Source organism: Rhabdobacter roseus, from assembly GCF_014202275.1.
Lineage (GTDB): Bacteria > Bacteroidota > Bacteroidia > Cytophagales > Spirosomataceae > Rhabdobacter > Rhabdobacter roseus.
This window is the reverse complement of sequence record NZ_JACHGF010000003.1, coordinates 564,045-577,669: the sequence shown is the minus strand read 5'-3', so window position 1 is coordinate 577,669 and position 13,625 is coordinate 564,045. Positions and strand designations below refer to the sequence as shown.

Annotated in this window: 7 protein-coding genes; 4 read left to right on the top strand and 3 right to left on the bottom strand. The window is 57.5% G+C overall.

Going from position 1 to position 13,625, the window contains the following annotated elements; translation table 11 throughout:
* Nucleotides 1-899 precede the first annotated feature (899 nt).
* Nucleotides 900-2,813: a hypothetical protein gene (locus HNQ92_RS12205; RefSeq protein ID WP_184174298.1), complete on the top strand. Its 1,914-nt coding sequence runs from the start codon at nucleotides 900-902 to the stop codon at nucleotides 2,811-2,813.
* Between the two features lie 41 nt (nucleotides 2,814-2,854).
* On the opposite strand, the gene HNQ92_RS12200 is transcribed toward HNQ92_RS12205, so the two are convergent.
* The 3 genes from HNQ92_RS12200 to HNQ92_RS12190 form a co-directional block, all read right to left on the bottom strand.
* Nucleotides 2,855-3,631 carry a 3-keto-disaccharide hydrolase gene (locus HNQ92_RS12200; RefSeq protein ID WP_184174297.1) on the bottom strand — a complete coding sequence of 259 codons (777 nt, stop codon included), beginning with the start codon at nucleotides 3,629-3,631 and terminating at the stop codon, nucleotides 2,855-2,857.
* A gap of 68 nt (nucleotides 3,632-3,699) precedes the next feature.
* A complete protein-coding gene (locus HNQ92_RS12195) occupies nucleotides 3,700-4,668 on the bottom strand; it encodes an MBL fold metallo-hydrolase (RefSeq protein ID WP_246439999.1) in 969 nt (322 codons plus the stop codon).
* Nucleotides 4,669-4,688: 20 nt separating this feature from the next.
* Nucleotides 4,689-7,946 carry an amidohydrolase family protein gene (locus tag HNQ92_RS12190; protein WP_184174296.1) on the bottom strand — a complete coding sequence of 1,086 codons (3,258 nt, stop codon included), beginning with the start codon at nucleotides 7,944-7,946 and terminating at the stop codon, nucleotides 4,689-4,691.
* Between the two features lie 237 nt (nucleotides 7,947-8,183).
* Between HNQ92_RS12190 and HNQ92_RS12185 the strand changes: the two genes are divergently transcribed.
* The 3 genes from HNQ92_RS12185 to HNQ92_RS12175 all read left to right on the top strand — a co-directional run bounded on the left by HNQ92_RS12185 (nucleotide 8,184) and on the right by HNQ92_RS12175 (nucleotide 13,592).
* The gene (locus HNQ92_RS12185; RefSeq protein WP_184174295.1) at nucleotides 8,184-9,158 is read left to right on the top strand and encodes a 1-phosphofructokinase family hexose kinase; all 975 of its coding nucleotides are present in this window, start codon (nucleotides 8,184-8,186) and stop codon (nucleotides 9,156-9,158) included.
* A 310-nt stretch (nucleotides 9,159-9,468) separates the two neighbouring features.
* Nucleotides 9,469-11,166, top strand: coding sequence for an FAD-dependent oxidoreductase (locus HNQ92_RS12180; protein WP_184174294.1), 1,698 nt, complete (start codon nucleotides 9,469-9,471; stop codon nucleotides 11,164-11,166).
* A gap of 128 nt (nucleotides 11,167-11,294) precedes the next feature.
* Entirely contained in the window at nucleotides 11,295-13,592 is a 2,298-nt protein-coding gene (locus HNQ92_RS12175) for a PSD1 and planctomycete cytochrome C domain-containing protein (protein WP_184174293.1), read from the top strand.
* Nucleotides 13,593-13,625: the final 33 nt, after the last annotated feature.

The window sequence follows — 13,625 nt, the reverse complement described above, 5'->3', positions numbered from 1 at the left end:
TGATCGGCAATTGATATATTTAGGGACCGTAAATCCAAACTTATTGTATTCCTCCTAGCTCGTTAAGATCCTCCATGCCTACCTCTACCCGCCTGAAAATTGCCTGGCTTAGCCTTGGCTTATGCTGCTGTTTCAGAATAGCAATAGCGCAACATATCATTGAATCTCCCAGACCATTCGCACCAGAAGGAGGCGTGGTGGCTTCTAGCTACGGGGGATTTTTCTGGTATCCGGGGAACGGAAACGACGAGCCGGTAAAATTTCGCTTTTTTCTCCGGGACGTTACAAGTGGCGATACGCTCGTCAATGACGAGGAAAAAAATCTTTCGTACGGCATGTCGGGCCTCCTGGTAGGCCATACGTACGAATGGCGGGTAAAGGCCGTGAGCACCGTTGATACTTCTGAGTACACAAGCACGGGTGATAATAATCCTAACTTTATATTTACCTGTGTAGACCCACAGGCGAACGCTATCCAGATTCGCCCCCTCCCATCCACTAGTTTTTGTGCTTCCAATACACTTAAAGTACCTTTTCAATACACCGGATTTGACGCCAGTTCGGGGTTTTATGGTAATATAGGAAGCTCCTTGAAGCTAATGCTGTCTGATGAGCAGGGTAGTTTTGACCAGCCTTACCTTTTCTATTATTCGATAACTACTAATGATACGGTGGCGGTTACGTTGCCTAGCACGATCAAGCCAGGATCAGGGTATCGGGTAAGGATCATGGTGCAAACCTACAACGGTAGCTATAACCAATTCAAATCGGGCTTCACCTACTATAGCGAACCCTCCGAGCCTTTTGAAATTAAAGCGTTCAAGCCCTTTTCCATCGTAGATGCAGCGGGAAATACCAGGTATGGTGGGTTTTGTGCCGGAAAAAGTATACCCCTTAAAGTGAGCTTTGGAGAAGGTGTTGAGATACCCCAGGCTTCTTACCAATGGATGCGCAACGGAGCCGCTATTCCGGGTGCCACAAACGTTACGTATACGGCTACTGAGGAAGGTGCCTATACGGTAACGAGGCAGGTAGGTACCTGTGCCGCGCAAACGTCGTTGGATTATGTAACCTATAATTCCTTTGGTGTGGCAGCGTTCATTCAGAAGGATTTTACAGAACCCCTTTGCCAGGGCAATGAGGGGATACTGCGGGCTACCTACGTCACCAGCTCGGCTACCTACGCCTGGTATCGCAATGATACCTTATTGACGACGCCTGCCAACCAGCCTTATCTGGTAGCTACGAAGGGAGGTACCTACGGCATGACTGTTACGGATGCAGGTTGTGGCACGAGAACCACCACGACGACGGTGCTATTTTTGCCGGGGTTGCTATTTACCATCTCTGATTGGGGCTATACGCTTTGTAGCGCTCAGTACAACGGGCGGGTCCTTCTAAGGCAGGGTAATACCTATCCTGGCGGGGTATTTTTCCAAAATGCAAACTACCAATGGTTTCGTAATAATCAACCCATCGAAAAGGGTACCCAAAATCAACTCCTCACATTCAAAGGAGGAGACTATCACCTACGCGTTAAGCAGGGCCAGTGTGAGGGAATTAGCAATACCGTACACGTTGATAGTGGCGGAATGCCTAAGCCAATCTTGATTGCTCAGTTCAATCCTACATCTCGCCATATCGAGTTATGTCCGAACGAAAGTACCACGCTGTACGTTGAAAATCAATTTCTTCCGGCTGAGTACTATGTCTGGAAGAAAGAAGGACTCGTGGTAGCCGAGGGCTACCGGCTTTATGCTTACGAGGCCCAAGGCCCCGGTACGTATTCCGTAGGGGCTTATAGTAGTAGTATAGCCTACCAGCAAGGGTACTGCGGGGCCGAATCCGATCCGATTGTAGTGACTTATCGTAATCAAACCCAAGTTAGGATTATTCAAAGCGCCGAAGAGTGTTTTAAAGTTCGCGGAAAAACGCTTTTCTACCAGGCCCCCAACCAGGCGCCGCGTACCCGGCAGTGGTACCGCAACGGCGAGCTGATTCCCGGGGCTACGGAGACTACCTACGAAGTACCCCAGGCCGGTACCTATCACCTCCGCACCGAAAACCAGGCGGGCTGCGTGGGGCTTTCCGATTCGATAGTGGTGAGTGAGAATCAAAAATTTACCTTTCCGGGGAGAATCCTGGCGTACGGCGGAACGGATCGTTGTGCGGGCAATGGGGTACTTTTAGCCTTTGAGCAAAATATCCCGCCCTATGGGTACAGGTATACCTGGAAGCGAAACGGCCAGCCCATTCCCGGCGCGAACCAGTACCACCTGGAAGTATTTGAATCCGGTGATTACACCTTTATGGCCCGCTTTGATACCTGCTGGGCGGAGTCGGCACCCATTCCGGTGAGGATTGGGGAACCGGTCACGGCCACGCTCAGTGGCGATACGGTACTTTTTAGCGGGGTGGCCCGGCTTCCGGTTCAGCTGACGGGCCTGGGGCCGTTCACGATCCGTATGTCGGATGGAAGTACCTCGCTGGCGCAGGTTACTTCGTATACCCATTCGGTAGCTCCTGCCCAAACGACCACCTACACCCTGGCCCAGGTCAAAAACCCCTGCGGAACCGGGCTCACCTCCGGCTCGGCGACGGTCACCGTGGGTATTTACAGTGTACAAAGCGGCGATTGGCAAGATCCAGCTACCTGGTCGTGCGGGTGCGTGCCAACGGCGGAGGCCGAGGTAGAGATTCGGTCCGGACACGTCGTGAACCTCACCAATGGCACCGGCCGCGCCCGAAACCTCTGGTACGCCGGAGGTACCTTGGCCTTGGGCGGGGCGGGACAACTGGTGCTGAATCAGTAGGTGGGGTACTTTATTGCGCGAAATATGTTTTAAAGTACCTTTTAAAAATCCGTATTGGCTTCTTTCAGGTCCAGCTCCTTGATCCAGATGTTGCGGTAGAGTACGTCGTGGCCTTCGGCCTGGAGCTTGAGGCCGCCGGGCGTGTCGGTGATGCCCTTGCCGCCGTCGTTGCCCCCGTCGATCCCCGAGTTGGGGCCGCCCCAGACCTGGTTGATGGGCTGGTTTTCGTGTACTTTTTTACCGTTGAAGTACATCGTCACCATCGCTTTTTCGGTGCGCTGGCCGTTCTGAAAGCGCGCCGCCCGGAACACGATGTCGTAGGAATTCCACTTCCCAATCCCATGGTAGGCGTGGTAGGGCGAGGGCGATTCGTTGATGACGGCCCCCATGCCGTGCGAGGTGGTGTCGCCGTCGAGTACCTGGATTTCGTAGCGATTCTGCAGGTACACGCCGCTGTTGCCCCCTTCCTTCGTGATAAAAAACTCCACGTGCAGGCGGAAGTCGCGATAGGCCTGCTTGGTCACGATGTCGGCGGTACCGTACTTGCCACCCGCCGCCGTGGGGTCGTTGCTGTTGAGCACAGTTCCTTTGCCCGCTGGATCGCTGACGATGGTCCACTTGATGGGGGGCGTAGCCGCCAGGCGCGGGCCTTCCCAGTAGGTCCATTTCTGGTCGAGCATCCGGCGCGAGCCGTCAAAAAGTACCTCCGCGCCTTTGATCGGTTTGGTACCTACTCCTACCTGCGCCTGAACCAGACCAAAAGTAGCCAAAATGAATAAAGCCAGCAGGCCCACGGGACGTCGTTTTATGTTTTTCATACAGGATGTTTCTTCTTTTTTATAAGGATAAAGAAAAGTACCCCCCGGACCTACTCATGCGGGCAGCGTCAAGGGAGGTCGATGGGTACTCCTTGTTCCGGGAAAAGGAAGGTGAGGCCCAGGGTATTTTCCTGTCGGAGCTGCTCCCGAATCCGGGTCTCGTTACCTTCGGTGGGTTTCATGTGCGTAATGATGATGGGTACTTTCCGCAGGAGCTCGGGCGTCGTGAGGTGGGCCAGCGCTGCCATTTCGTGCAGGAGCCAGCGCGGAGTCAGGTGTCCGTAGAGGTGGCGGTCGGGCTGCTCGTTGGGGTAGGAGGCTTCGATAAAAATACCCTTCAGCTGGCCCGCCCGCACCAGCGGGGCCAGCGCCGCCCAGAGCTGGGCCAGCCGGTTGGATTGTTCCACGTCATCGGGGCCGGTGTCGCCCAGGTACAGGACGTAGTGGGTGTTGTGCCGTACCAAGAAAGCCGCGCTCTCGTAGCCGCTCCCGTGGCTCAGCGGGTAGGCCCGCACGAACATGGCGGTGCCTTCCACCGGCATTTCTTCCGACGCGGCTAGCGCCACGTAGCGGTACTTGCGCAGTACCGGCGGTTGACCGCTGTCGCCGAAGTTGGGCCAGCTTTGGCCGTTGAAGTAATGATCCCGAATTATTTCCAAACAACTGGGTAAAGCGTAGATGGCCTTGTTGGCATCGTCGGGCGCGTTGGAGATCATGCCCGCCAGGTGGTCGAGGTGGGCGTGGGAAATCAGGTACCCTTTGACCTGCTCCCGAAGTACCTGGTGCGCCGGGCCACTGAAAGTACCCCGCTCGACGGCCTTCTGTAGGCCGTGGTAGAGCGTCCCGGCGTCCAGGCAGAGGTAATCGCTACGCCCGGCGGGCGCCAGCAGGTAGGCCGAGAGGTTGCTTTCGTCGAGCCCGCCTTTGGTACCCAACGGTACTACCCGAAAGGTACCCTGCGCCCGGAGAGCCCAGGGGACCAGATGTAAAATGAATAAACAAGCCAGAAAGCGCATCGCGGAGGGTACTTTATACATACTTACCATAACGGCCCGGCTCAATTCTGGCCACAGGAGCAGCCTTCGTGCGTGTGGGCTTCCTGGTGCCAGTGGAAGCTCTGCCCGAAGCGCACGTTTTCCCAGTAAAACTTCGTACGGGGCTGGTTGGTATGGCCCGTTTCGTGCAGGGTTTCGGCGTCGTAGAGCCGCCCGTTCACCATCGTGTACCGGATGCTCTCCGTGTTTTTGATATCTTGCAAAGGGTTCTTGTCCAGCACCAGCAGGTCGGCCAGTTTGCCCGCTTCCAGCGAGCCCAGGTAGGTATCCAGTCCCAGCGACTGCGCCGGATTGAGCGTGGCGGCTCGAAGTACCTCGTGGGGACTCATGCCGCCCTGCGCCAGCATCCACATTTCCCAATGCGCCCCCAAGCCCTGGATCTGCCCGTGGGCGCCCATGTTCACTTTTACGCCCGCGTCGGTTAGTTTTTTGCAGCTTTGGGAGGTCAGGATGTGGCCGTTTTGGTACTCTTCTTCGGGCAGCATGGTGCGGTGGCGCGCGCGGCTGTCGATCACGGCGCGGGGCGTAAAGCGCAGCAGCCGCTCTTTCTCCCATACGTTGGTGTGCTGGTACCAGTAGTACTCGCCCGACACCGAGCCGAAGTTGACGATCAGCGTGGGTGTGTAGGCGGTTTTGGCCCTTTTCCAGAGCTCGATCACGTCCTGGTGCAGCGTGGCTACGGGGAGGTTGTGCTCGATGGTGGTGTGGCCGTCCAGGATCATGGTAATGTTATTGTAAAAAGAAGAACCGCCCTCGGGTACCACCATCACGCCCAGCTCCCGGGCCGCCTGGATGATCATCTGCCGCTGCTCGCGCCGGGGCTGGTTGTAGCTCTTGACCGAAAAAGCCCCGTAGGCCTGCGTCCGGCGAATGGCGCTGCGGGCGTCGTCGAGGGAGTTGATGACGGCCTTGGTACTGCTTTCTGCCCCATATAGGATGGTGCCCGTCGAGAACACCCGCGGGCCTACCATCTTCCCGGCCTTCACGAGCTCACTCTGGGCAAATACCAGCTCGGTGTTGGCCGAGGGGTCGTGCATGCTCGTGACGCCGTAGGCCAGGTTGGCGTAGTAGGGCCAGTGCTTCTGCGGCGTGAGGCCCTGCCGAAAATGGTTGGCGTGCGCGTGGGCGTCGATCAGTCCGGGCATTAGGGTCTTGCCGCGGCAGTCGATCACTTTGGCTCCGGCAGGTACCCTTACGCCCCGCCCCACGGCCACGATCCGGTTGCCTTCTACCACCAAAGTACCCCCCTGGATCACCTCGTTGCCCTTCATGGTAATAATGGTGGCGTTGGTGAAGGCCAACGTACCCGGCGGCTGGTCGGCAGGTACTGCCAGCGCCACGTCGAGGCCTTTTTCAGGTACCTGAAAAAGCGAATCGGGTTTATTGGCTACAAAGCCAAACCGATCTTCGAGCTTGATGCTGAAGTACTGGCTGCCTAGCGTGTAATGCAGCGTACGGCCATCGCCCGACCAGTGCAGGTTGGTACCGGCGTCTTTGGCAACGACTTTCAGCGGGAATTCGGACGTGCCACTGCCGATGTCCAGCGGCGCACCCGTTTGCGGGAAAGTACCTACGTACACTTTGTGCAAATCCACGAAGGCCACCCACTGGCCGTCGGGTGAGAGGCAAAACTGGCTGCCGTACTTGCTTTTCAGGTGCGTTTGCTCGTCGGAGCCGTCGGGAGTACAGCTTTCGTAGCTTTTGGAGAGGCCGCCGCCCGTTTGGTAGTAGATGCGGGTACCCTGGGCGTTGAAGCGCGGCAAAGTACCCTGGGCGCGCACGAAGGTTTGGGCTGCGCCGGGCTGCGCCGCCATGCGATACATGCCGGGTTGGGTGGTGTAGGCGTTGCCCAGGGTACCGTCGTCGCCTTCCTTCACAAATACAAGCTGCTGGCCGTCGGGCGAGAAGGCCGGTGTGCGGTAGATTCCCTTCGTGCTGGTGAGCTTTTGCGGGGTACTTCCGGGCCGCTGCCAGTCGAGCTTCCAGAGGGCTCCGGTTTGTTCGTCGTTCCAGCTGACGTAGGTGAGCCAGGTACCGTCTGGGGAAAAGGCCGCTTCCGATTCAAAGTCCAGTCCCTGCGTCAGGCGCTCGGGCGGGCCGTCGGGTAGTTTCTTTTTCCAAAGGTATCCCACCGCGTTGAACACCAGCCACTGGCCGTCGGGCGAGGTCACGGCTCCGCGTAGCGCATTCACTTTAAAGCGCTCGGGACTGATGTCCTGCTTAAAGCGCAGCGCGTCGTACACGCGTTGCTGCACCGGGGCCGTAAACGGAATCTCCACGCTCTGGTTGGGTACTTCGACCGACACTTTATGAATTTTTCCGTTGGCCCAAATCACCAGGTGGCGGTTGTCGGGCGTCCAGGCGAAGCCTGTGTACAGGCCGTAGATGCTCCAGGCCTCCTGCTGGTCTTTGGAAAGTTTGTCGTACAGGGGCCATTCTTCGCCGGTTTCGAGGTTGTGCAGGTACAGTACCGTCTGGGTACGCACGCGCCGCACGAAGGCCAGCATTTTGCCGTCACGCGAGAGCTGGGGCCGAAACGCGCCACCCATACCGCCGGTCACGGTTTCGGTGGTACCCTTCTGGCGATCCAGGCGCTTGATGACAAAAATCTGGTTGTTGGGGTCTTTATTGTACTGAAAATACCCGCCGGGGTACATGTCTTCGCTGTAGTAGACGTAGCGGCCGTCGGGCGACACGCAGGGCTCGTTCACGTCCTGCTGGTCGTTTTTGCGCTTGGTAAGCTGTAGCCCTTTGCCGCCGTGCAGGTGGTAGAGCCACATTTCGCCCGCGCCCAGTGAGCGCTGCGAGGTGAAGTGCTTGCGGGCCACGATGTACTGGCCGTCGGGCGTCCAGGTAGCGTTGTTGATGAGGCGGAAATCTTCCGTCGTGACGGGCCGGGCCTGGGAGCCGTCGCGGTGCATGACCCAGCTATTCTCGCCCCCCCCGGCATCGGACGTAAACAGGATTTGCGTTCCGTCGGGGCTGTAGCGGGGCTGCACCTCGAAGGCGTGGCCACCGCGCAGGAGCCGGGCCGGGCCTCCCTCGATGGGCAGGGTGTAGAGATCGCCCAGAAGATCAAAAACGATCTCCCGGCCGTCGGGCGAGACGTCCAGGCTCATCCAGGTACCTTCGGTGGTGCTGAAGGATACTTCCTGAAAAGTACCTTCCGGCTGGCTGACGTTCCACTTCTTTTTGTCCTGAGCGAGGGTACTTAGTATTCCAATACCCCAACAAAGCGCCGTCAATATCGTTATTTTCATGGATCAAGGTTTACGTGGCATAAAGGCCACTAAAAGTATCAAGGAAATGCAGCATTAACAAAGCGAGCGTTCAAATAACGATAGTCCGCCGGGTACCTACCGCAATGACGCGAAGGTACCCGGCCCGCCTGTGATACTTGTCAGCCGGACAGTTTTTTCGTTTTTATTTTTGAATCTAGGGGTGAACCTCTACATTTAGCCGTCGATACGACATAGCAACATGACCAGGTAAGATATATGGCAACCAAGGCTACCAGACCCATAGTAACGCTTACGGTAAATCCAGCCGTGGACAAAAGTACTACCGTGGAGCGGCTAGTACCCGATGATAAGCTCCGCTGCGCCAAGCCCCAGTTTGAGGCCGGTGGCGGCGGAATCAACGTAGCCCGGGCCATTCACCGGCTGGGCGGCAATCCTATCGCGCTCTTTACGGCCGGCGGGCCCACGGGCCAGCGCCTGCAAGCGCTTGTGAAGGCCGAAAAAGTAGAAACGCTGGTGGTAGAAACCAAAGAATGGACCCGCGAAAACCTCAACATCATCGAGACCACCACCGGCCTGCAGTACCGGTTCAGTATGCCAGGCTCGGCCCTGATGCCCACCGAAGTAGAGGCGATCATGGATACGCTTCAGGAAATGGACCCCGCTCCGTCGTTCATTGTAGCCAGTGGTAGTTTGTCGCCCGGTATGCCGCTCGATTTTTACTGTCAACTGGCCCGCATGGCCAAAGCGCGGGGTACCCGCTTCATCGTGGATACCTCGGGCGAAGCCCTGCGGCTGGCCTGCGGCGCGGGGGTATATTTACTCAAGCCCAACATTGCTGAGCTCAGTCAACTGGTGGGAGCCGATAAACTGGAGATGGACGAGGTCGACGACGCCGCGCGGGCGCTAATCATCCGGGGTAGTTGCGAGGTAGTGGTGGTATCGCTGGGCCCGATGGGGGCCATGCTTGTTACCAGCGACCAGGTGGAGCACATTCCGGCCCCGCCCGTAACGAAAAACAGCACCGTGGGTGCGGGCGACAGCATGGTAGCCGGGCTGGTCTGGACGCTCTCGCAGGGCAAATCCCTCCGCGAAGCGGTGCGCATGGGCGTAGCCTGCGGCTCGGCGGCTACCATGAGCGCGGGCAGTGAGCTCTTTAAAATGCAAGACGTGCAACGCCTCCAGGAGTGGCTTAACCGCTACGGCCAGCGCTACGCCGTGGCCATTAACTAGGGTACTTTGGGCCGCTAGTCCGCTTTCAAACAGGTACTTCCGGAGCGCTACGTACGCCCGGAGGTACTTTGTTCGTTGGGAGAAAGTACCTGGCAAAAGGTACCCCCCAAAAAACGCCTCCACTCCTTTTGCTGTAAGTACCTTTTGCCACTAGCCTGCGTGGGGTTGGGGCAGCGGCTGGTTTATGGTTTGTTGAAGGCTGAAATATCCCAGAGACTGGCTGAAATGGTCCAGGTACGTAAAAATAAAAATAGAGATATTTGTAGGTAAAATACGAATAAACCTCGTCGTACTGTAAACCCTGAAATACATGAATCTTAATTTGAAAGCCAAGCCGGAAAATACCTACGATGCCATCGTGGTAGGCTCGGGCATCAGTGGTGGTTGGGCGGCGATGGAGCTGACCAAAAAAGGGCAGAAGGTACTTTTGCTGGAGCGCGGACGGGATGTGCAGCACGTCACCGACTACCCCACGGCCATGAAAGCGCCCTGGGAGTTTGAGCACGGTGGCCGCCGGACCGACTACGATGATAAACACTATAGGATACAGGGCCGCAACTACAACGTCAACGAAACCAACCGGCACTTCTACGTCGACGAGGTCGATTACCCGTATATACAAACCAAAAACGAAGCCTTTGTGTGGGCGCGGGGGCACCAGGTAGGGGGGCGCTCGCTGATCTGGGGGCGGCAGTGCTACCGCTTCAGCGACCTCGACTTTGAAGCCAACGCCAAGGAGGGCGTAGGGGTGGACTGGCCCATCCGGTACAAAGACATCGCGCCCTGGTACAGCTACGCCGAGAAATTCGTGGGCATTACCGGCAGTAAAGAAGGACTTCCGCACCTGCCCGACGGCGAATTTCTGAAACCCATGGAGATGACCTGCCTGGAAAAGCACGTCAGCGCCGAAATCCGGAAAGTATACCCCGACCGCCGCATGATCATTGGCCGCACGGCCAACCTCACCGAGGCCAAAGTGGGCCGGGGTGTGTGCCAGTTTCGAAACATGTGCGACCGCGGCTGTCCGTTTGGGGGGTACTTTAGTACCAATTCGGCCACGCTGCCCGAAGCCCTGAAAACCGGTAACCTAACGCTGCGGCCGCACAGCATTGTGTTGAACGTGATTTATGACGAAAGTACCCAAAAAGCCAAGGGCGTGACGGTACTGGACGGCGAAACGGGCCAGACTTACGAATACTTTGCCCGGGTTATCTTCCTGAATGCCAGTACCATCAGTACTACGCTGATCATGCTTAATTCCATTTCTTCCCGTTTCCCCAATGGCCTGGGTAACGACTCCGGAGAGCTGGGCCATAACCTCATGACGCACCACAAAAACACCGTGGGAGGTACCTACGAAGGCTTCGCCGACCGCTACGTGTTCGGGCGCCGGGCCAACGGGATTTATATTGTACGCTTTCGCAACGTCACCGACCGCCACCCCGACTTCCTGCGGGGCTACAACTTCCAGGGGGGCGGCAGCAGGCCCCGCGCCAACGGCGGTGGCATGGAGCTCTTTGGGGCCGAACTAAAAGATCACCTGACGGCCCCGGCCGACTACTGGCAAATGGGCCTGACGTCTTTTGGCGAGCAATTGCCCGACCACAGCAACTTCGTCCGTATTAGCAAAGATGTAAAAGACAAGCAAGGAGCACCCGTGGCCGAGATCACCTTCGAGTGGAAAGAAAATGAGCTCAGGATGTCGAAAGACTCGGTGGAGCAGGGTATTGAGATGCTGGAAAAAGCCGGGCTCAAAAACGTACGAGGCAGCGACTCGGCCGTACCCAAATCCACCGTGCACGAAGTAGGTACCGCCCGCATGGGCCGAGACCCCAAAACGTCGATACTAAACGGCAACAACCAGGTCTGGGGCTGCAAGAACGTCTTCGTAACCGACGGGGCCAGCCTGGCGTCCTCTTCCTGCGTGAACCCCTCGCTGACCTACATGGCCCTCACGGCTAGGGCTTGTGACTTTGCCCTTCGGGAAATGAAGCGCAAAAACCTCTAGTACCCATTAGAGTATAAATAGAGACTTTTTTCTTTAGTTATACTAAAATCTAAAAGGTACTCGAATGAATGGGTTTCAACTGAGCAACCGATTGCATAACTTTGTAAAGTAAACTTATAAAGGTAGGTATGGCACGAACAAAGGTCACGATCCTGACTACCGGCCTGTTGATTACGGTCGTTTGCACCCTCAGTGCCTGGCAATGGTGGGGAGGAGGGGAGGTGGACTTCAATAGCCAGATACGCCCGATCTTAAACGCGAATTGCACGGGCTGCCACGGGGGCGTCAAAACGCAGGGAAACATCAGTTTGCTGTACCGCGAAAGCGCGCTGGCCAAGGGGAAGTCCGGTAAACCTTGTATTGTGCCTGGTTACCCGGAGCAGAGCGAGCTGATCGCCCGCATCAAGTCGCACGATCCCGACGACCGGATGCCGCTGAAAGCCCCGGCGCTATCGGAGGAGCAGATCGACCTGCTGGAGCGCTGGGTCAAAGAAGGTGCCGAATGGGAAACGCACTGGGCCTACGTTCCGCCACAGCCACAGAAAGTACCCTTCGTGCTTTCGCTCTGGCCCGAAAATGACCTGGACCACTTTATTTTTAAGAAACTCAAAGAGCAGGACCTCAGCCCTTCCCGCGAGGCCGATAAGGCTTCGTTGCTCCGGCGCGTCACGCTCGACCTCACGGGGCTGGCCCCCACACCCGCCGAGTACCAGGCCTTCCAAAATGATCACTCCGGCCAGGCCTACGAAAAAGTAGTGGATCGGCTGCTGGCCGCTCCGGCTTACGGCGAGCGCTGGGCCGCCATGTGGCTGGATCTGGCCCGCTACGGTGATTCGCAGGGCTACCAGAAAGACCGCCACCGCGACATTTGGCAGTACCGCGACTGGGTCATTGAGGCCTTCAACCAGGATATGCCCTTTGACCGCTTCACCATTGAGCAACTGGCCGGAGACCTGCTGCCTCAGCCCAGCGTGGACCAGCGCATCGCTACGGCTTTTCACCGCAATACCAACACCAACGACGAAGGAGGTACCGACGACGAGGAGTTTCGCGTTGTGGCGGTGATCGACCGCGTGAACACCACGATGGAAGTGTGGCAGGGAACTACCATGGCCTGCGTGCAGTGCCACAGCCACCCCTACGATCCTTTTCCGCACAAGGACTACTACCAGCTCATGGCGTTCTTCAATACCTCCGCCGATACCGATCATACCAGTGACCGCCCCACGCTGCGGGAGCTGTCGGGCATACAGCAGCGACGAAAGGAGGAACTGCTGGCTTTTCTAAGTACCCATAGCGACACAACGAGCCGGGAGTACCTGATGGCGCAGGAAAAGCTGAGCCAGATCCGCCCCTCCCGCACGCCCGTCATGGAAGAACTGCCCGCCGACAGTACCCGCCGCACGTACGTCTTTACGCGGGGCAACTGGATGGTCCATGGCAAGGAGGTATTTCCGCAAACGCCCAAAACGCTCTCGCAACTACCCAAAGACTTTCCTAAAAACAGGTTGGGACTGGCCCAATGGCTGGTAAGTACCCAAAATCCGCTGACGGCCCGGGTGATGGTTAATCGCTACTGGGAGCAGCTGTTTGGCCGGGGACTGGTAGAAACCCTGGAAGACTTGGGCACCCAGGGCGCCAAGCCCACGCACCCTGAGCTGCTGGACTGGCTGGCGCTGCGGTTTCAGAACGAGCACGGCTGGAGCGTGAAGCAACTGCTGCGGGAGATGGTGCTGTCGGCCACGTACCGGCAAGCTTCGGAGGTAAGTACCCCAGTGCTTGAGAAAGATCCCTACAACTTATACCTGGCGCGCGGGCCCCGCGTGCGGCTCACGGCGGAGCAGGTACGTGACCAGGCCCTGACGGCCTCATCCTTGCTGTCTGCCAAGATGTACGGCCCCAGCGTGATGCCCCCCCAGCCGGACGGCGTGTGGCAAGTGATCCGGAACGTAATGCGCTGGCGCACCGCTGAAAACGAAGACCGCTACCGCCGCGCGCTTTATACCTACTGGCGGAAGTCGAGCCCGTACCCCTCCTTCACCACCTTCGACGCCCCCAGCCGGGAGCTGTGCGTGTCGAGGCGGGTACGTACCAACACGCCCTTGCAAGCGCTCGTAACGCTCAACGATCCGGTGTACCTGGAAGCGGCCGAAGGCTTAGCCTGGCAAATGAAGCAGGAAAAAGGGTTTCATCCGCGGGAAAATATAAAAGCGGGCTATGAGCGCCTGATGGGCTACGCACCAAGCACCGAGCGCCTGGCCCTGCTGGAAAGCTACTACCAGCGCTCGATCCGGCACTACCGCCAGTCGCCCGCCGATGTACGGGAGTTTCTGGCGCTGGGGTACCCTAAAACGCCCCACCTGGCGGCGCTCAAGGCCACAGCTAACGTCATGCTGAACCTGGATGAGGTAGTGACCAAGCAATAATAGGGAAAGGTACTTTCCAAGGTACCTCCCGCT